The sequence below is a fragment of the Collimonas arenae genome (genome assembly GCF_001584165.1).
Classification (GTDB): Bacteria; Pseudomonadota; Gammaproteobacteria; order Burkholderiales; family Burkholderiaceae_D; genus Collimonas; species Collimonas arenae.
Map to the genome: position 1 here is coordinate 2,560,088 of NZ_CP013233.1, position 19,309 is coordinate 2,579,396.

At 57.5% G+C, this 19,309-nt stretch carries 20 protein-coding genes and 1 pseudogene; 3 read left to right on the forward strand and 18 right to left on the reverse strand.

Going from position 1 to position 19,309, the window contains the following annotated elements; translation table 11 throughout:
• The 14 genes from CAter10_RS11830 to CAter10_RS11895 are packed head-to-tail and all read right to left on the reverse strand — an operon-like array spanning position 1 to position 13,019.
• On the reverse strand, positions 1-591 hold the full coding sequence (locus tag CAter10_RS11830) for a DUF3261 domain-containing protein (protein WP_061533560.1): 591 nt from the start codon (positions 589-591) through the stop codon (positions 1-3).
• Complete coding sequence (locus CAter10_RS11835) at positions 582-1,814, reverse strand: NAD(P)/FAD-dependent oxidoreductase (RefSeq protein WP_061533561.1); 1,233 nt, start codon at positions 1,812-1,814, stop codon at positions 582-584. Before CAter10_RS11835 ends, CAter10_RS11830 begins: the two co-directional genes overlap by 10 nt.
• Positions 1,798-4,176 carry an MMPL family transporter gene (locus tag CAter10_RS11840; protein WP_061533562.1) on the reverse strand — a complete coding sequence of 793 codons (2,379 nt, stop codon included), beginning with the start codon at positions 4,174-4,176 and terminating at the stop codon, positions 1,798-1,800. The genes CAter10_RS11835 and CAter10_RS11840 overlap by 17 nt, the downstream gene beginning before the upstream one ends.
• A gap of 19 nt (positions 4,177-4,195) precedes the next feature.
• Positions 4,196-4,831: an outer membrane lipoprotein carrier protein LolA gene (locus CAter10_RS11845; protein WP_061533563.1), complete on the reverse strand. Its 636-nt coding sequence runs from the start codon at positions 4,829-4,831 to the stop codon at positions 4,196-4,198.
• The gene (locus CAter10_RS11850; protein ID WP_061533564.1) at positions 4,828-5,268 is read right to left on the reverse strand and encodes an acyl-CoA thioesterase; all 441 of its coding nucleotides are present in this window, start codon (positions 5,266-5,268) and stop codon (positions 4,828-4,830) included. Before CAter10_RS11850 ends, CAter10_RS11845 begins: the two co-directional genes overlap by 4 nt.
• A gap of 4 nt (positions 5,269-5,272) precedes the next feature.
• Complete coding sequence (locus CAter10_RS11855; protein ID WP_082798057.1) at positions 5,273-6,853, reverse strand: HAL/PAL/TAL family ammonia-lyase; 1,581 nt, start codon at positions 6,851-6,853, stop codon at positions 5,273-5,275.
• Complete coding sequence (locus CAter10_RS22450) at positions 6,840-7,802, reverse strand: LpxL/LpxP family acyltransferase (protein WP_061533565.1); 963 nt, start codon at positions 7,800-7,802, stop codon at positions 6,840-6,842. Before CAter10_RS22450 ends, CAter10_RS11855 begins: the two co-directional genes overlap by 14 nt.
• Entirely contained in the window at positions 7,799-8,575 is a 777-nt protein-coding gene (locus CAter10_RS22455; RefSeq protein ID WP_061535312.1) for a glycosyltransferase family 2 protein, read from the reverse strand. The genes CAter10_RS22450 and CAter10_RS22455 overlap by 4 nt, the downstream gene beginning before the upstream one ends.
• A gap of 16 nt (positions 8,576-8,591) precedes the next feature.
• A complete protein-coding gene (locus tag CAter10_RS11870; protein WP_061533566.1) occupies positions 8,592-10,364 on the reverse strand; it encodes an ApeI family dehydratase in 1,773 nt (590 codons plus the stop codon).
• Positions 10,357-10,938, reverse strand: a complete 582-nt coding sequence (locus CAter10_RS11875) for a COG4648 family protein (protein WP_061533567.1) — start codon at positions 10,936-10,938, stop codon at positions 10,357-10,359. Before CAter10_RS11875 ends, CAter10_RS11870 begins: the two co-directional genes overlap by 8 nt.
• 21 nt (positions 10,939-10,959) lie before the next feature.
• The gene (locus CAter10_RS11880; protein WP_231878942.1) at positions 10,960-11,214 is read right to left on the reverse strand and encodes an acyl carrier protein; all 255 of its coding nucleotides are present in this window, start codon (positions 11,212-11,214) and stop codon (positions 10,960-10,962) included.
• Between the two features lie 27 nt (positions 11,215-11,241).
• Positions 11,242-11,502, reverse strand: a complete 261-nt coding sequence (locus CAter10_RS11885; RefSeq protein WP_061533568.1) for a phosphopantetheine-binding protein — start codon at positions 11,500-11,502, stop codon at positions 11,242-11,244.
• Positions 11,489-12,271 (reverse strand): lysophospholipid acyltransferase family protein, encoded by a 783-nt coding sequence (locus CAter10_RS11890; RefSeq protein ID WP_061533569.1) that lies wholly within the window; start codon positions 12,269-12,271, stop codon positions 11,489-11,491. Before CAter10_RS11890 ends, CAter10_RS11885 begins: the two co-directional genes overlap by 14 nt.
• Complete coding sequence (locus CAter10_RS11895; RefSeq protein WP_061533570.1) at positions 12,264-13,019, reverse strand: beta-ketoacyl synthase chain length factor; 756 nt, start codon at positions 13,017-13,019, stop codon at positions 12,264-12,266. The genes CAter10_RS11890 and CAter10_RS11895 overlap by 8 nt, the downstream gene beginning before the upstream one ends.
• A 278-nt stretch (positions 13,020-13,297) precedes the next feature.
• On the opposite strand from CAter10_RS11895, the gene CAter10_RS22460 reads away from it, so the two are divergent.
• The gene (locus tag CAter10_RS22460; protein WP_128083056.1) at positions 13,298-13,687 is read left to right on the forward strand and encodes an NAD-dependent epimerase/dehydratase family protein; all 390 of its coding nucleotides are present in this window, start codon (positions 13,298-13,300) and stop codon (positions 13,685-13,687) included.
• A gap of 272 nt (positions 13,688-13,959) precedes the next feature.
• Here the strand turns inward: CAter10_RS22460 and CAter10_RS21950 are convergent, their stop codons facing one another.
• Positions 13,960-14,151 (reverse strand): DUF1289 domain-containing protein, encoded by a 192-nt coding sequence (locus CAter10_RS21950; protein ID WP_082797884.1) that lies wholly within the window; start codon positions 14,149-14,151, stop codon positions 13,960-13,962.
• A 241-nt stretch (positions 14,152-14,392) separates the two neighbouring features.
• Between CAter10_RS21950 and CAter10_RS11910 the strand changes: the two genes are divergently transcribed.
• Positions 14,393-15,058 carry a TetR/AcrR family transcriptional regulator gene (locus tag CAter10_RS11910; protein ID WP_061533573.1) on the forward strand — a complete coding sequence of 222 codons (666 nt, stop codon included), beginning with the start codon at positions 14,393-14,395 and terminating at the stop codon, positions 15,056-15,058.
• A 77-nt stretch (positions 15,059-15,135) separates the two neighbouring features.
• Positions 15,136-15,716, forward strand: a pseudogene (locus CAter10_RS11915) (LOG family protein).
• A 66-nt stretch (positions 15,717-15,782) separates the two neighbouring features.
• On the opposite strand, the gene CAter10_RS11920 reads toward CAter10_RS11915, so the two are convergent.
• The 3 genes from CAter10_RS11920 to CAter10_RS11930 all read right to left on the reverse strand — a co-directional run bounded on the left by CAter10_RS11920 (position 15,783) and on the right by CAter10_RS11930 (position 19,265).
• Entirely contained in the window at positions 15,783-17,018 is a 1,236-nt protein-coding gene (locus CAter10_RS11920; protein WP_061533574.1) for a cystathionine gamma-synthase family protein, read from the reverse strand.
• A 160-nt stretch (positions 17,019-17,178) separates the two neighbouring features.
• Complete coding sequence (gene purF, locus CAter10_RS11925) at positions 17,179-18,696, reverse strand: amidophosphoribosyltransferase (RefSeq protein WP_061533575.1); 1,518 nt, start codon at positions 18,694-18,696, stop codon at positions 17,179-17,181.
• 80 nt (positions 18,697-18,776) lie between these two features.
• A complete protein-coding gene (locus tag CAter10_RS11930; RefSeq protein WP_061533576.1) occupies positions 18,777-19,265 on the reverse strand; it encodes a CvpA family protein in 489 nt (162 codons plus the stop codon).
• Between the last annotated feature and the right edge of the window lie 44 nt (positions 19,266-19,309).

A 19,309-nucleotide genomic window follows, 5' to 3' on the forward strand; every position in this document is an offset into this window, starting at 1 on the left:
TTATGGCGCAGTGGTTGGTTCGGCAACATCATCGCTGACCGATTCAATCGTCAAATGATAGTGATAACGCAAGTTGGTCAGATCAATCTTGCCGCCCCACGGTAATGCCGTACTATAATCGATCACCATCACAGGCTCCCCTTGCAGCGACAGCGTGCGCCGCAAACCTTGCTGCTGAATTTCCCAGCCGGTCGGCAACGACTGCCGAATGGCGTCGAGCGGCCACAGTGTCAATTGCGTATCTTCGAGCACATCTTCGGCACGTACCTGCGACGGCAACATCGGATGTCGCCAGGATTGCAGCGTAACGCCATCATAGTGCAAGGTCAGCACGCGCTGGCCGAAAGCCAGCCCGACCATATTGAATTGCTGTGGATCGATTTCCAGCGCCGCATCCAGTTGATCTGTGCGACCGTTGCGTTCGACCGTCAGATGCTGCTGCAGGCTGATGCTGGCGCCCAGCGTCGCAGGCGCCAGTTTCAAGCCCAGGCGTGCTGGGGGTGGCGCCGACGGCGTAGCAGCACAGCCGGCCAGCGCCAGCGCGGCCAACAACGTGCCAAGGCGACGATGAGCCGATCGACCTAGCTGCATATTTCCTCCAGCGTCGCCAGGCGCCGTTTGCTTTCCCTGACATAGGGATTGCTTTCGTCCCAGGCGTAACCGGCCAGGATCGCCGCAATCATGCGCCGTACTTCCGGTTGCTGGCGCTCATAGAAAATCACTTTCTGGAACCCGCCTGAGTACCAGGATTCGACAAAGGTACGGAAAGCATCCACGCCCTTTTTCAAGGGCGTCGCATACTCGCTCTGCCAATCGACTTCTTCATCGGCAAACTGGCGCTTCAATGCCGCCGCGGCGAGGCTGGCCGATTTGACCGCAATGGTAACGCCGGAAGAAAATACCGGATCGAGGAATTCACCGGCGTTGCCGAGCAAGGCATAGCCCTTCCCCCAGAGCGACTTGACGTTGGCCGAATAACCGACAATCTGCCGCGCCGGCGTGTCCCAGCGCGCATTTTTCAACAGTTCACGTGAAGCTGGGTCCTGCATGACCAACGTCTGCAAGCGTTCGGTTTCGCTGCCCTTGAACTGCTCCAGGAAAGCGGTTTCCGCCACCACGCCGATTGAGCAACGGCCGCCGGCAAATGGAATCAGCCAGTACCAGACATCGCAATGTTCAGGATGCACGGTGATGCGGATCTTGTTTCGATCGAAACCCGGCGTCGCAATGCCGTCTTCGATATGGGTAAAGATGGCGCCGCGTACCGGGAAATTCGATGGTGTTTCCAATTGCAACAGACGCGGCAGGACGCGGCCAAAGCCGCTGGCATCGAGCACGAAACCGGCTTCCACCACGTATTCCGTACCGTCTTCACGGCGCACAGTAACGCGCGGTTTGACGCCGCCCTGATCGAACGCCGTCACCGCGTGACGGTAACGTACTTCAGCCCCCTGGCGCTCGGCTTCGTTGGCCAGCACCTGGTCGAAATGGGCGCGCTGCACCTGATAGGTGGTACCCCAACCAGCCGAGTGCTTGTCGCGGAAATCGAAATCGGTGTAGCTGTCGCCGCGGACAAAGGCGGCGCCGTTCTTGAACTGGAACCCGGCTTCGACCACCGCTTGCAGCATGCCCGCTTCCTGCAGGTATTCCATGCTCTGCGGCAGCAAACTTTCACCGATGCTGAAGCGCGGGAACTGTTCGCGCTCAAGCACCAGCACTTGCCTACCCTGTTTCAACAATAACGCCGCCGCCACCGCGCCAGCCGGACCGGCGCCGATCACCAACACATCACATTGTTCAACTTGTAATTGCATTTTTTTCTTCTTCCTGTTGTGAATCCTGGCTAAAACACGGCGCGATCATCCAGACAACCGCAATCCCGATCAACATCGTCAATCCAAATGCATGCAGCGGCGGTGTGCCGGACAAGGCCAGCAAACCAAATGACAGCAACGCGCTCGCCGCCGACAACCCTACCGTCAGCCAGGCAAAGCGATCGCGTTGCATTCCCTGCTCCTGCAAGAAAATCCCGTAGTCGACGCCCAGGCCGAGGACCAGCATCAAGGCCAGCACATGAAACAACTGCAGCGGCTGGCCGCTCCAGCCGAGCACTGCGAGTATCGCCAACGTAGCCAGGGCCGGCGACGCCAGCACACGCCAGGCCGCCAGGCGATAGCGCATGAACAGCAGCAGGTAAATCGCCGCATACGCGCATAGCAACACCCAGCCCATGTATTGCCGATAATGTCCCAGCACAGAAGATATCTCGCTAACCTTGTCGACCCACTGCACGCCATCCAACTGGTCAGCGGCCCGTTTCAGGATCGGCAGATCGGCATAATTGTTGACGCCGCGCAGGGCGACAATGCTGGCGTATACATTGCCCTGCGCTCCCGTCACCTGGCCCAGCCATAGATGACGCGAAGGCTCGCTGGCGGCGCTTTTCAAGAACTCTGCCGGGGTCAGTTCGTGCCCTGCACTCCCGCCGGCCAGTGCGCGATTGCGCATTTGCGTTACCCAACCGGCATCTTCGCCCAGTTGCGCGGCCAACATCTTCAGCGGCCCATCGTCGCCCAGCAATGCCTGGCTGACCAGCGCGCGGTTGGCGTTTTGCGCCTGCAGCGATGGAGTCCAGTTAGACATCGCCTGATAACCGCTAATAATGTGCCGTGCCACCAGCGGCTCCAGTTTCAGCTTCAATGCTTCCTCGCGCTGCAATACCTGCTCCGCGCTGGCGCCGCGTACCAGGTAGAACTGCACCGGGGTCGGCGCGTCGAGCAACTTGCCGAGCTTGATCTGCTCCGCCAGCAACTCTTTCGGCGGCGTTTGCAACGACCGGATATCGTCATTGACCTGCAAGCGCGCAATCCCGATCGATGCGAAGGCAGCAAACAATACCGCCGCCAGTAGGCTGGCGCGATTCCAACCTAGCAACGGCCAATGCCGCCGCGTACGACCGATCCAACCGGCAAAGCTGGAGCTTTTCAGCGTCGCCGGCTTTAGCAGCGCCGGAAACCAGAAAATCACTGTCAACCAGGCGAACACCAAGCCGAGCACCGAAAACAGCGCCATTTGCCGCAATCCGGGAAACGGCGTCAGCGCCAGCCCAATGTAACCAATCACCGCCGCTGCCAACGTCAGCGTCAGGCCGGGCATCAGGCGTCGCAGCAATTGCTGGGAATTGAGCGACTGGTCGGCCGCGACTCGGCTGCACAGGAAATAAATGCCATAGTCCTGCGCCACGCCGATCAGGCTGGCGCCAAATACCAGCGTCAGCAGATGTACCTGACCGAAAATAATCCAGCACAATGAAAACGCCGCCAGGCAGCCGACTCCGATTGACAGCACGATCATCGCGATCGGCCGCAGCGAGCGGAACGTCAGCCACATCAGCAACACGATGCCCAGTAACGAGCCGATGCCGATGGTCGACATCTCGCGGCTGGCCTGCGCGCTGCCGGCGCCGGCATGCAGCACCACGCCGGCACGGATCAGTTCAACCGACGGCACCGTATGGCGAGCCGCCGTAGCGGCCTGCTCCAACAACGGCAGCAGCGCCTGCTGGGTGGCCATCGAGAAGGCCGGCTGGCGCAAGTTCAGCAGCAACACGATGTAGGGACGTCCCTTCTCCTCGACAAACAAATAGCCATCGCGCGGGCGTACCGGCGTTTCCTGCGCACGCGCCTGCACCCAGCCGCTGAACAGGCCGAATGGATCATCCTGCCATGCGCCCAGCTTGGGACCGGAGAATGGGCTGTACAACTGCTGCAATGCGCTGTCGGCCCAATACTTGGCTGGCTGTTCGCGCAGAGCCTGTTGCTGCGCCGGGGTCAGCAAACCGAGACGCATCTGTTGCGCCGGCGCTAGCCAGTCCTGCTGGCTTTGCGCACTCAGCTTGACGCTGCTTTGTAATAGCTCCGGATGTTTGGCCAGTACCGCGCTGTAACTGTCCGCAGCAGCTCGGGCTTGATCCCAATCGTCGGCGCCGACCATGACGATCAGGCGCTGCTGGGCGGCGTCGACCATATGCGTGAACGCCTGTTGCAAAACCGGATCACGCTGTTCGACCGGCAACAGGGCCAGGATGTCGGTATCCGGCACCACGCCCTTGACCAGCCACAGGTAGCCGTTGTGCGCCAGCAGCAAGCCGACCACCAGCGCCCAGACCAGCGCCATGCGCTTGGGCCAGACAAATTTACTCAAGCGCAGCCCCTTCTTCAGCCGTCATCGCGGTCGGACCGCTTTGCAGGCCGGAGAACGTAATTTCAGTGCGATCGCCGCTGGCCTCATCGATCGTCACGGTCTTGACATAGGCGCCGCCAGTCAGCGCCAGCGTACCGATGGCCTTGGCTAACGCCGGTTCACGCGCCTTCAGCGCCACCTTCCAGCTATTGCCCTGCACGCTGCCATCCAGTTCAAACAGTTTGTCCAGCTGGCTCAGATCGCCCGCCAGCAGTGAAAACAACACGCCGTTAATCATGCGCACCACCGGTTCCTGCTTGGCGTCCATGCGCATCGCGACGCGGTCGCCCTGCATCTGCACAATTTCATCGCGCTTCAGGCGAAGTGTGTTCGGGAAAGGCTGCAAGGTGCGCCACAACACGCCCTTGCCGTTGACCACGCAAAAGCGGCCGTTGGAAAGCAGTGGCTTCTTGATGCCGACCAGTTGCTTGCTCTGGTCAAAGCGACCGCAAAGTATAGGCGGCCGCGCCAGCATGGCCTGGATCTTGTCGACCGGCGCTGCGGCGTGCGCCGGCAAACCCGCGCATGCCAGAAGAGCGATCACGGTCAGGCGGCGAGCAGTTCTGATCACTTTGATTAAATGCTTCATGTTTCAACGATTCCCAATTTTTGAAAGAGCACCGGCGGCGAAGCAAAGCACATTTCGCGCGTCGCCATATCCACCGCCACTTGCGTGGTGGTACCGCGCGTTAGCCGCTGGCCGCTGTGGATATCGGTGATGACATATTCGATCTTCAGGCGATTTTCCCATTCGATGATGTCGGCGCGTACTTTGATGTGCTGGCCGAAAGTCGCCGGATGCGCATAGCGCAGATGCAGGTCGATCACCGGCCAGCTGTAACCGGATTCCTGCATTTGCGGATAGTTGTAGTTGATCGATTCCAGCAATGCGCAACGCGCCACTTCCAGATATTTGACGTAATTGCCGTGCCAGACGATTTCCATCGGATCGAGATCATAGAACTGAATCTGCAGTTCGACCTCTGCCGACCAGCGGCTGCGCGGTTTGTCTTTTAGCGTGCTCATGGCGTTACGCGTACAACTGCCAGTGTTTGAGGCGGATGCGCTCCAGCAGCAAGCGCAAATCCGGCTCCAGCATGCGGTCTTCCTGAATCACGGCAATATCGGCACCCAACTGCTCCATCATGTCTTGCAGATTCTGTTGCGGCTGTGCGGCGCCATCCACGCGAGAACGTAGCCATACGCCTTGGCGCACGCTGATCAGCAGCGCGGCAACCACCTGCTCGGTCAGCTGCAATACCCGCATGCAGTCGCGAGCGGCAATCGTGCCCATGCTGACCTTGTCCTGATTATGGCACTCGGTGGAACGCGAAAATACCGACGCCGGCATGGTCTGCTTGAGTGCTTCGGCGGTCCAGGCCGAAGCACTGATCTGCAAGGCTTTCAAGCCGTGGTTGATGCTGGCGCGCGGCCCTTCGGCGCCCGACAAGTTCGCTGGCAAGCCATGGTTGTAGCGGCTGTCGACCAGCAACGCCATTTGCCGATCTAGCAGATCGGCAACGTTGGCGACAGCGTTTTTCATGCTATCCATAGCAAATGCAATGTGACCGCCATAGAAGTGGCCGCCATGCAGCACGCGCTCATTCTCGGCATCGATGATCGGATTATCGTTGGCGCTGTTCAATTCGTTTTCAATCGATTGCCGCATCCAAGGCAAGGCGTCGGCCAGCACGCCGATCACGTGTGGCGCGCAACGAATCGAATAGCGGTCTTGCAGGCGCTTCTGGTTACGTGGCGCATCGTCGACCGGCAAATCCTGGCGCAGCCAGGCCGCAACCTGTTGCTGGCCGCCATGCGGCTTGACGGAGAACAGCGTGGCATCAAAGTGATGGGCGTTGCCATCCAACGCAAAACTGGCCATCGCCGTGATCCTGGTTGCGATCTGCACCAGATACTGAGCCCGATCATAGGCCAGGCAGGCCAGCGCCGTCATCACCGCGGTGCCGTTCATGATCGCCAGACCTTCTTTCGGCCGCAGGCGCAGCGGCGTAATGCCGGCTGCGGCCAGGGCTGCGGCAGCCGGCACCTTGCTGCCGTCACGCCAGACTTCGCGCTCGCCGCACAGTACCGCCGCGAGATAGGACAGCGGTGTCAGGTCGCCGCTGGCGCCGACCGATCCTTCGGATGGAATCAGCGGCAGCAAATCCTCTTTCAGCAAACGTGCAATCTGCTCCAGCAGGCCGACACTGACGCCGGAATAACCTTTGCTCAGCGATGCCAGCCGGGCTGCCAGAATGGCGCGCGTCTGCGCCGGGGTGAACAATTCCCCCAGGCCGCAGCCGTGGTAGGTGTACAAATGATGCGGCAATTCGGCGATGAGTTCCGGCGGTACAGTCACGGTACAGGAATCGCCGTAACCGGTGGTCACGCCATAGATGGTGCCATCTTCGCGCAGCAGGCGGTCGAGAAAATCGGCGCCGCGGGTAATGGCAGCGCGGAAAGTCGGCTCTTCGGACAGCTTGACCTGCGCGGCGCCTGATGCGATATCGACAATATCTTCAATCGTCAGTCGGCCCTGGTCAAAACAGACGGCGCGGCGGCGATCAAATGCAGCAGTGGAAGGCGGGTCTTTCAATTCAGCGAGATGCATCTTGGTATCCAGATAAATGCCAGAAATCATAAAAATTGAACCATTGCAGCGGAGCCTTCAGGCAAAAGTGCTCCAGCCTCGCCGCATAAGCAGCAGCCAGTTCATCGAGAATCTGATCGCGGTTCTTGCGCGGCAGTTGGACCACTTCACGGAACAATTCGAAATGGCATTCGGAGCGGCCATTCTTGGTCAACGAAAATAACAGATAGACAGGACACTGCAGCAAGCTGGCCAACACATACGGCCCCACCGGAAAAGCAGCGGTTTCACCGAGGAAGGAAGCGCGCGCCACGCGCGGCGATGGCGACACCGGAATCCGATCGCCGGCAATGGCGACAAATTCACCGCGACTGACTTTCTCCGCCAATATCATCGCGGTGGCAGGCGTCATCTCGGTCACCTGCATCAGATTCAGCTGGCTTTGCGGGTCAAGCTGCGCCAGCAGACGGTTGAACGCCTGCGCATGTTTGGTGTGCACCAGTACGGTAATACGCAACGCGCTGCGTTGACGCGACAGCACTCGACATAGTTCAAGATTGCCCAAATGTGCGCAAATCAGCAGCCCGCCGCGCCGTGCCTCGATGTTTTCCAGCATCTGCTCGCGACCGTACGACACCACATCCGCAGTCTTGAACAAGCCGCCCCACAACAACATCTTGTCGAGAATGTTTTCTGCAAAAGCGCCAAAGTGCTGGAACACGCCAGGTAAGCCTGGCTGTATGCGGTTTTTGCGCGCTGCCGCCGGATCGTAAGCTTGCAACCGCTGCAGGTACTTCTGCGACGCCTGCCGCGCCGCCGGTTTGCTGAGCAAGTACCAGCCAAGCACTGGATACAAGGCAATACGAAACGGCCAACGTCCGGCGATCCGGTATATCCAGAACAGCAGCCGCATGCCGACCACGAAGCTGGCTTCGTTGATCTGCGCCCAATGGAGCTTGCCTGCGCTCAACGAACACCCCGCGGTGCCAGCAGACGGCGCCCAAGCAACCGTGGTGCCCGCCATAACATGCCGAAAAACAAGGTCGCATGCAAGCGCGATATCAGCAGGTTATCGAGACCGGCACGGAAATGTGAAATTCCGTCCGTCGGATAGGCGACCCGGGTCGGCAGATTGACGATGGCTACACCATCCCAATACAGGCGCACAAGCACTTCAATATCGAAATTCATACGCTCGCCGAGCTTGGTCCGTTGCACCAGACGCACCAGCGAAGGCAACGGATAGACCCGGAATCCGCACATGGAATCCTTGATATCCAGCGACAAAGTATTGATCCACACCCAAACATGGGTCAAATAACGTGCATACAGGCGCACCGATGGCACGCTATCGTCATATTGCGGGCAACCGGCGATCAGACTCTTAGGCTTGGCGGCGGCCTGTTGCAGAAAACGTGGAATGTCATCGGTGCAATGCTGACCATCGGCGTCGATCTGCAGCGCATGGGTATAGCCCGCCGTGGCGGCGTACTGGATGCCGGTCAGCACCGCACCGCCTTTGCCTCGATTGACGGCATGCCGCAGCAAGGTAACCCGGTCTGGATCCGCGGCCGCCAGCGCGTCGAGCACAGCAGCGCAAGAAGTCGAGCTGGCGTCGTCGACCAATATGCAAGGCAGATCGCGAGCCAGGACTGCGGCCACGACGGCACCGATGGCATGTTCATGGTTGTAGACCGGAATTACCGCACATGGCCTGAACGCGGCACGCGGTTGGTTTTGCATGGGCTCGGTCGTGCACTCAGGCTGATGCATCAATGACTCCAAATGTGATACGCCCGCTGGCATGCTGGCCAGCAGCCGATGCAATGCGAAATGTCAGACAATTTTTTTGCGTATCGTTAATCAATTCCAACTGCACCACCATCCCGGGTGTGATCACGCGCTGGAATTTCAGCGCCTGCACACCCAGGAATTGCGGCGCCAAGGCGAAGTATGCGCGACCATAGTGGATCGCCCAATCAAGCTGCGCGACGCCGGGCAAAATGGGAGCGCCGTCGAAATGGCCATTGAAATACAGCAAATCTTTCGGCACAGTCAATTCAAGCAGCACCCGCCCCGCTTCCTGCTCCAATAGCCGCCGCTCCGGCTTGGTGGGTGGCGCATGCAATGGCTCGCTAGCCGCTGATCGCGGCTCCAGCAAAGCCAGCAGGTCGGCGCGTGTGGTCTTGCCTTGTGCATTCACAGGCAGCGCATCCAGGTAGCGCCAGCTGCGCGGCAGCGCAATCGCTTCCACAGCGTGGGCTACGCCATCTCGTAACTGTCGATTCAGGGCCAACTTGCCCTGTGCCACCAACATTTTCCGACCGGCGGCAGAGAGCACGACGAAGGCGGCGATACGTTGACGTTGCTGATCGTCGACGCCATCGAGCAGCAAGACGCGAGCATCCGTTACCGCCCCAAGCATCTTGAGCTGCCGTTCAATTGCGTCCAGGGAAATACGCTTCTCTTCGACCTTGACGATGCGATCGATTCGGCCTTTTAACTGGAAACGTTGCTCGTCAACCGCCTGAATCTGATCCGCCATGGCAAACCAGTCCATGTCAGGAAGATGCGGCGAACGTATTTCCAGTACGTTGCCGACCGCGCCGATGCGCCATGTAACGGCTGGCATCACCTGCCAGCTGTCATCATTCCCCGCCTCGCGCTGACGCCAGGCAACACCGCCGGTTTCCGAACTGCCGTACACTTCGACCGGCACAGTACCCAATACGCGTCCGGCCTCCATTGCCACTTCCGGCGGCAATGGGCCACCGGAAGAAAACACTGCTCGGATAGACGAGAATAAAGATGGACCAGCAGGCAATCGTTTCAGATGAGCCGGACTCGATATCAAGACCGATTGCCGCTCACCTAGCTGGGCCGGCAACTCTTCCAGATAGCCGAGATGCCGTGCATGAATGACACGTCCGCTGGTCAACGGCCACAATATCTTGAACAACAATCCGTAGATGTGCTGATGCGATACCGTTGCGATAATTTCGGCCGCGCCAATCCTGGCGCCAAATAATTGTTCAAGTGAGGCGACTTCGGTTGACAGCTGCGCCAGGCATTTCGGCACTGCTTGTGGCTCGCCGGTACTGCCGGAGGTGTAAATCACTAGCCCCGGGAAATCCGGCAACAACACCTTGAAATCCTGGCTTGTGCTCACATCATCGTTGCTTGCGCAGGCGGCTGGCGCCAGCGGCAAATACTCGACTGGAAAATCACCCAAATACCCGTCTACCACTGCACTCAGGTTGGCACAGGTAGCCGGCAGCATGTCCCCGGGTAGATAAACGGTTTTGCCGGCCTGCCATGCACCGAACAAGGCCGCGGCAAAGATAGCGCTATCGGCGCAATACAAGGCAAAGCGTGATCCAGGCTGGAGCAGCAACAAGTCGCGCCAGGCTGCAACCTGCGCCAGTAGCCAGCGATAGTTCAACACTTCGCCGTCACGCCAGGCAAATGGCTGCTCGCGATCCCCCTCGGAGAGCGCACTCAACGCAGTCAGCATATTGCGAGTATCAACCATGCCGGGAGTCCGCCTGACGATGATGACGCTTGACGATTATCCGCACCAGATATTCGCCGATGAACAAGATGCCCATGAGTAGATAGGCCAGTACGCCGTTATACAGCGACCAAACCGCTTCCGATGCCCATCCGGCGGTATAGAGCGCCAACAATCCATTGACGATGAAGAATCCGCACCATACTTGGGTAACGCGACGCGTGTACGCTACCGCGTAAGCCGGCAGCGCCGGATCGGTCAGGCGCGCCATGCGCTCAATCACCGATGGCGGCGCATACAAACTGTAAGAAAACACCGCCAGCATGCCAAGATTAACCAGCACCGGATAGAGCTTCAGCGGCAGCAAAGCATTGTTCCAGATGGCTGCGGCGGCCAGCAATAACGCGCCAGCCAGCCACCAGCGGCTGCTCTTGTTGATTTTCAAGGTCGGCAAGCGAGTAGCCGCCGCCAGCACCAGCAGCAACGCGAGCAGACGCGGCTCGACCCGGCCATGTCCGAACCAGATCGCGAGCGGATACAGCAAGGTGACGAGCAAGGTCAACACAGTGGGCAGCCAGCGCCTGATATTCTGCATCCTGGAGAATAACCCTTGCGCTTACTTGGCTTCTTCCGCCAGCAGCGCGGACAGTGCATCGACTACGTCCTGCACTGTCCGGACCGCCTTGAAGACATCCGGCTGCAGGCGCTTGCCGGTCAGCTGCTTGAGCTTGACCACCAGGTCGACCGCATCGATGCTGTCGATATCCAGATCGGTATACAAGTTGGCTTGCGGCGTCACCTTATCTTTGTCGATCTCGAACATGTCATGCAGCACATCCACCAGCCACAGATAAATTTGTTCCTTGCTCATTGAAGCTGTCAACATCATGTCACACCGTCATTTCTTTCTATTGCTGGCAATCATCGCGGCTAGCGTTCGTACCGAAGCAAAATGGTTACGTGTCTCAGCCGAATCGGCCGATAATGAAATCCCGTAGCGTTTCTGAATCGCCACGCCCAGTTCAAGTGCATCAATCGAGTCGAGGCCAAGGCCATCCACGAACAAAGGGGCATCGGTAACAATATCCGCCGGCGTCATATCTTCCAACTGCAGGACATCAATGATGACCTGTTTGACTTCCTCTTCAAGCTGCTGCATTGACTTGACTTTCCTTCCTAAAATAATCCTGCAAATAGGCGGTTAAATGCCTCGCCGCCATCACTTCGCTACCGCTGTCGGCAATAAATCCGCTGACGTCAATATCATCTTTCACCTCGATGCTGAAATGCGCCATCACTGGCGGCACCTGCCACCATTTGACGCCCTTGCCCAACGTCGGCGGCAGGCAGCGAATCACCACCGGCGTCACATTCGACATGCTGCGCACGGCGATGTTAGCGGCACCGCGCTTCAGGTTGATCTGGCCGTCGCCGGCAGTCCGCGTACCTTCGGGGAAAATAATCAGGTTGCTGCCGCGCCGCAGTGAAGTGATGCAGTCGTCCAGCAAGCCGTTGCCATCATCGTCGTTGCTGATATATCCGGCGGCGCACACCGGACCGCGCGTGAAAGGGTTGTCCCAGAGGCGTCCCTTGACGATGCAATCGGCGCGTTTGACGAAGGCCATCAGGAATACCGTATCAATCAGCGTCGGATGGTTGGCCAGGATCAGCAAACCTCGCCGTTCCAGCCGCTCCAATCCACTGATATCGTAGTTCAACACGCCAATCCTGCGCATGAAACCGACAAACGCGCGAAACACCAACCGAATCACGCGCCGCGCCACCATCACGCGTAATTGTCGCTCCCAGATCAGCAGATTCAAAACAGGGAAAACCGACACGCGCAGGATCAGTCCGCCAACTGCAAATACAACAAAGCTGACTCCGGTAGCAATGACGCGCCAATGACGATTCAAGCGATTAAGCATGACGCTCCCAGCGCCAGCGACGCGAATCGACCGTATGCAACAGTTCGCGGTCGCCCCGCAGATAAAAGGCTAGCACCTCCAATCCGCCAGGTTGCAACTCAGTCGACGTTGCCGCAACGTCCTGCGTATCGGAATTCCCCCAGGACAGCGAGATCGTATCAGCAGCATTTCCCGACGCCGGCTGCATCAGCCATGCCCAGGCAAACGGCTGCTCCTGGCAGTCTTGAAACGCATGGAACACCTCCGGCAATACGCCGTCATAGACCACCAGCAGTACTGAAGGCGCACCGTCAGCGAGCAGGCCGCAGGCCTCAATCACTGCATGCTCGACCCCACCATGTCCGGCGGCCAAGGCTGAGTGGCTGGCCCGGTCGTGACGGGCGATTGAAAACAAGCCAGCGGCAGCATTATGTACCGACAAGCTGAAACCGGCCGGGGACAATGGCAGTCCCTGCGCCAGGTCCGACAGCAACTCCACCGAGCGCGTACATTCGCCGTGACGTGAACAGAATATGGTAGGTATAGAAGTTTGCCCGTCAAGGCAACAATAGGCGACTTCAAGGGCCATTTTGCCGACAAATCCCGCTCGTCGACGCAACATGGCCGGCATGGACGAAACTGCGGCGTCGGCTTGGCCCGCAATCGTGAATGGGTTGCGAGCCCATGCCTGCCAGGCTGCCTCGGTATCCAGACCGGGCGCCCATGCCGCATGAGATGCAACTGAAAAACTGACTCCCCGGTACTTCATTTCACAACTCTCCAACGCCCATTGAATCGATCTTCATGTCCTGCCAACAATCTAGGGAGTTGAGCCGACTATTATTTTTATAATTCTTTACATTTCGGGCGGCATTATAAACTATATGCCACACGGAAATGTTGCAAACAACACACGATCACCTCGATTACATTGCCGCCCCTGTTTTCCTATGAAAACCTGCAGCAAAAACAGTTCCCGACCATACAGTTCACGCTCGCGGCGGCTAACGGCACGGCGGAATATACAGCAAGTTTTGGCATTACAATATGTCACAAAACCCGAAAAAACGATCGATTTCAACACATTTTGACGACTCAGAACAAAACCATCCTGGTAATCGGTGCAGCGGAGTATATCGGCTCTCCTACCTGTGTTGCGCTTTTGATACAGAAATACACCGTCGTCACTATCGACAATCTATCAAGCAGCCCCTAGAAGTAATTCGACGGATCGAGCGCTGCGGACAGGATGATGTGCTTTTTCAGCAGATGGGCATTGACGACCGGTCGGCACTGGATCATCTACTCGCCACCCATAACGTTGCTGCGGTCAGCCATTGCGCCGGCCTCAAGGTCATGAGCGAATCGGCGCAACAACCTTTGCGCCACTTCCAGAACAACGTGAGCGCAACGGTATCATTTCATGGACGTTGCTGATGCGCATATCTCTGCCTTACGCTATCTGTTTAGCTATCGCTGCGGTTTCACTGTGAACCTCGGCACCGGTGGCGGCTACAGCGTGCTCAAGATGCCAAGTGCATTCGAAGAAGCCAGCGCACACCGTATCTCGCACAAAATCAGGCCGCGCCCTACCGCAGACACCGTAATCTGCCATGCCGATCCGACGCAAGCAGCGGCGGGCTCGGACCACCGGGCTGGCAATGCCAGAACCCGCAGTATGGTTATGCCGCATGAGACGGCAAGCCGATCTATCCCTGGCGGCGCGGGTAACCTTCCGCAGTGATCCGTTCCCACACCTTGGTTTTCTCTTCCTCGGTCATGAAGACCCAATGTGCTACCTCGTTGACGGTACGACCACAACCGCGGCAGACATCATCGAAAGTGGTGGAGCAAACGGCAACGCACGGGGTATCGGGGCGTTCGGGAGGAGACTCTGACATGCTTACCTTTGAATAAAATGACGAGGTCAATGCATTTCCTGCCAAGCCGACAGGATACATTGCCATGATGTCCGTCATTTTATATCAGGCGCCGCCCTTGGCCGGGTAACGAATGCGAGTCCTATCATTTCAGCAATGGATTTGCATGAACAGGTACGAAGCAATATACAATCTTCACTGAGCAATTTACCGGATTGGTAAAACCTGCATTGCGGTCTGGATATCAGAAAGAAAATAAGTCATGGAGCAGAAGGCGCCACGTCGCACTCGCGAAAAAATCATGGATCTGTCGCTGCGACTCTTCAACGAGTTCGGCGAACCGAATATCACTACTACCATCATCGCCGACGAGATGAAAATTTCGCCGGGAAATTTGTATTACCATTTCCGCAACAAGGATGATATCGTCAATTCGATCTTCGTCACATTTGAAGAAGAAATCAGCCGCATGCTGGCCATGACGCAGGGCCAACGCCCGACCATGCACGATGTCTGGCACTACCTGCATCACATGTTTCAGCTGATCTGGCGCTATCGTTTCTTCTATCGCGACCTGAACGACCTGCTGTCGCGCAACCGTACGCTGGAACTGCACTTCAAGGAAATCTTCGGCCACAAGATCGCGGTGGTCAAGGAGCTGTGCCAGGGCCTGCATGAAGGCAAGACACTGGAAGCCAGCCCGGCGGAAATTGATGCACTGTCCAGCAATATGGTGGTGGTCGCCAGCTACTGGCTGTCATACCAGTATGTCCTCAATCCGCGCCAGTACACTGAACAAGCGGTGGTCGAGCATGCACTGGCGAGCGGCTGCTACCAGGTGCTGTCGCTGATGCATCCTTACCTGCGTGGTGAAACGCTTTTGCATTTTGAACAGTTGAAGACCAAATATTTGCAAACCAATGCCTAATGTACCCACATGCCGTCGCGGCTCCATCGCGACCGCTACCGGGCAATCTCGCTCCCTAACTCGACGACATTGAATACATGAAATCTCTCTGCATCTATTGCGGCTCTTCCCCCGGCGCATCGCCAGTCTATGCGCAGGCCGCGCGTGTGCTGGCACAAGCGATGGTCAACGACGACATTGCACTGGTATACGGCGGCGGCAATGTCGGCCTGATGGGCGTTATCGCCGACGAAGTCATACGCTTGGGCGGCCGCGCCACTGGCGTGATTCCGGAAGCGCTGCTGCAAAAGGAATTGGGACACAAGGGCCTGACGCAACTGCACATCGTCAAAGATATGCATGAGCGCAAGGCGATGATGGCGGATTTGTCGGATGGCTTTATTGCCATGCCGGCGGCGTCGGCACCTTGGAAGAATTGTTCGAAGTTTTCACTTGGGCGCAGCTAGGATTTCACAAGAAACCGATCGGCTTACTCAACGTCGACGGCTTCTATGACGGTTTGCTGCAGTTCATCCAACACATGGTGTCACAACGCTTCCTCAAGGGTGAACAGGCCGAACTGCTGATGGCGGAAGCGCAGCCTGAAGCGCTGCTGCAGCGCTTCAGGTCGTTCGTGCCGTTGCAAGTGACCAAATGGCTGGACCGCACCACCATCTGAATCTGAAATGCAAACGGGTGACCGCCTGACAATCACCCCGCCCTCTTCTTCCTGCCGGCTGCCTGCTCAGGCCTGCAATGCCTGCTTGAAATCCGCCACAAGATCAGCCGTATCTTCGATCCCGATCGAGACCCGGATCAGCGACTCACCGATACCCATGGCAGCGCGCCGCTCTGCACCCATCTCGTAGAAAATGGTATGCGCAACGGCAATCACCAGCGTCCGGTTATCGCCCAGGTGGGTGCCAGAAATCGCCAGCTTCAAACGATTCAGATAATCGAAACAATCGATTTCCGGCTTCAATTCAAAACTGAACAAATAGCCGCTGCTGCGGAATAATTCGCTCGCCAAGGCATGCTGCGGATGCGACTCCAAGCCTGGATAGTGGACGGCGGCGACGCGTGGGTCGGCTTCCAGCATTTGCGCTACCGCCAGCGCACTGGCGCTGCTGCGCTCCATGCGCAAGGCGATGGTTTCCGAGCCGACGGCAATATGATGCGCCGCTTCAGGCCCGAGCGAAGCGCCGAAATCACGCAGGCTCTTGGCGCGGATTTGCGCCAGCGCCCACTGCGCTTCCGGGTTGCGTTTGTAGGCATCGTAAATATTCGGAAAACGGGTCCAGTCAAACAAACCTGTATCGGTGACTGCACCGCCCAGCGCATTGCCATGGCCGCTGATCGATTTGGTCAGCGAGTTGATCACCAGGCCGGCGCCAACCGTTTTGGGTTGGAACAGGTAAGGCGAAGTCATGGTGTTGTCGACCACGAACAGGATCCCCCGAGCGCGGCACAGCTCGCCGATCCGCTTGAGATCTGCAACCTGGGTGCGCGGATTTGCGATGGTTTCGACGAACACCATGCAGGTCGCCGGCGTCAACGCAGCTTCCACTTGCGCCACATCAGTAGCGTCAACCATGCTTACCTTGCCGCTCTGAGCGCCAAAGGTTTGCCACATGCTGGCGGTATTGCCAAACAAAAATGCCGATGACACTACGTGGTCGCCTTCGCGCAGCAGGGCCTGGATCAGTGCGCCGATGGCCGCCATGCCGGACGCGAAACAGATGGTGGCAAGACCGCCCTCCATCTTGGTAACCTTGTCTTCCAATGCGGAGACAGTCGGATTACCCTGGCGCCCATAACGATAACCCGATTGTTTACCCTGGAACACCTCAGCCAACTGGCGTGCATCGTTATAGCCCCAGGTAACTGAGGTATGGATCGGCTTATGCGGTGCGCCATGCTCGATAGTCTTCTGGCGGTCGCTGTGCAGGATGGTGGTGGTGAAACCGTATTTTTGAGTCATGTTTGGATTTTTACTTGTCAGGCCTTTTGTCTCGCTCAAAACATAAAAGGCACAAAAACAAACCGAATGAGAGAAATCATTAACGGATATTTTCGTGCCTTTCGTGCTTTGCTTGGCCCAGTTTCTTAAGCTGAATATTGCATACGTTCAGAAAGCAAAATCAGTCGACTTGTGCCAAGCTCAGATTCAATTGCGAACGCACACCTTCTTCAGCCTCAGGCTTCGGATTATTCCGTGCGAACTCGATACGATCAAGGTAATCGCGCGAAATATCGCCGGTGATGTAATTACCGTCAAAGCAGGATGCTTCGAAATTCAGCAGCAATGGATTGACGTCAGAGATCGAACGCTTCAGCGCGTCGATATCCTGATATACCAGCGCATCGGCAGTAATTTCACGGCAAACTTCTTCATCGGTGCGGCCGTAGGCAATCAGTTCGCCACGGGTCGGCATGTCAATGCCGTAGACGTTGGGGAACTTGACTGGTGGCGCAGCCGAGGCAAAGATCACGCGCTTGGCGCCGGAATCGCGCGCCATTTGCACGATCTCGCGGCTGGTGGTGCCACGCACGATCGAATCATCGACCAGCAACACTGTCTTGCCCTTGAACTCGGAGCCGATCGCATTCAGTTTCTGACGTACTGATTTCTTGCGGATCGCCTGCCCTGGCATCAGGAAGGTGCGGCCGATGTAGCGATTCTTGATGAAGCCTTCACGGTATTCGATACCCAGCTTGAGCGCCAGCTGGATTGCCGCCGGACGCGACGAATCCGGAATTGGCATGACTACGTCGATGTCGCCACTGCGAAATTCACGCTTGATCTTGTCCGCCAGGTATTCGCCCATTTTCAGGCGGGTGGCGTACACTGACGCGCCGTCAATGATCGAATCCGGACGAGCCAGATAGACAAATTCAAACGCGCATGGATTCAGCGTCGGATTCTCAGCGCACTGCTGGTTGTACATCTTGCCGTCGATATCGATGAAGATCGCTTCGCCCGGCATCACATCGCGCAGGAAACGGAAGCCCAGGCCTTCCAGCGCAACCGATTCGCTGGCGACCACGTATTCGGTGCCCTTGTCGGTTTCGTTGGCGCCGATGCACAGCGGACGAATGCCGTAAGGATCGCGGAAAGCCAGCAAACCGTGGCCGGCGATCTGCGCCACAACGGCGTAGGAGCCACGCACCCGCTTGTGAACGTTGGCGACCGCCTTGAACAGCACGCCCGGATCCAGCGAGTAGCCGATCGTGGCTTGCTGGATTTCGTGCGCGAGCACATTCAGCAGCACTTCAGTATCGGAGTCGGTGTTGATGTGCCGACGATCGTTCTTGAACATCTCGATCTTCAACTGCTCGGCGTTGGTCAGGTTGCCGTTATGCGCCAGGATGATGCCGAACGGCGCATTGACGTAGAACGGTTGCGCCTCTTCCGCGCTCGCAGTACCGGCGGTTGGGTAGCGCACTTGGCCGATGCCGTAGTTACCCGGCAGCGAGCGCATGTTACGGGTACGGAAAACGTCGCGCACCAGGCCGTTGGCCTTGTGCATGAAGAATCCGTTGCCGTGGTTGGTTGCAATGCCCGCCGCATCCTGGCCGCGATGTTGCAAAAGCAACAATGCGTCATAAATGAGTTGATTGGCGGGATTTTGGGAAGCGATGCCGACTATGCCACACATGGTGGACTCCTAAACAATAAACAATTCGTTACGGCTCAATGGCGGCTGCATAAAGATGCAGGCAATCCATTACAGCAAATTCAAAACTTCAGATGGCTCGCAAACTCCCCTGGCAAATAGGGGATGACGGTTCGCGCTGCGGTTTCCGCCAGCGGGCTGAGCATCGCATCGCGCCAGAAAGGCTGTTGCGGTATTGCCGTAGCACCACACACCAGAACTGCCGCCAGCACGATCACCAGGCCACGGGCCAGTCCAAACATCACACCAAGCCCATGATCCACCACACCCAGGCCACTGGCCTTGATCACGGCATTGAGCGCCATGCTCAATAACATCATTAATAACCTTACGCCAATAAACAGCGCCAGGAAAGCCACGATTAATCGCGCTACATGTCCCGGAATCGCATCGGGGAGCAATTCTGCCAGATTTTCACCATATGCGTTGGCGATCACCAAAGCAATCACCCAGCTCGCCAGCGACAGAATTTCCTTCACCAAGCCACGCAAAGTGCTGATCACCACCGAGCAGATCAGCACGAACAACACCAGGTAATCGAAAATTGTCACGCGGCTCAGGGGTTTCTGATCAGTAATCCATATGGCGCAAATAA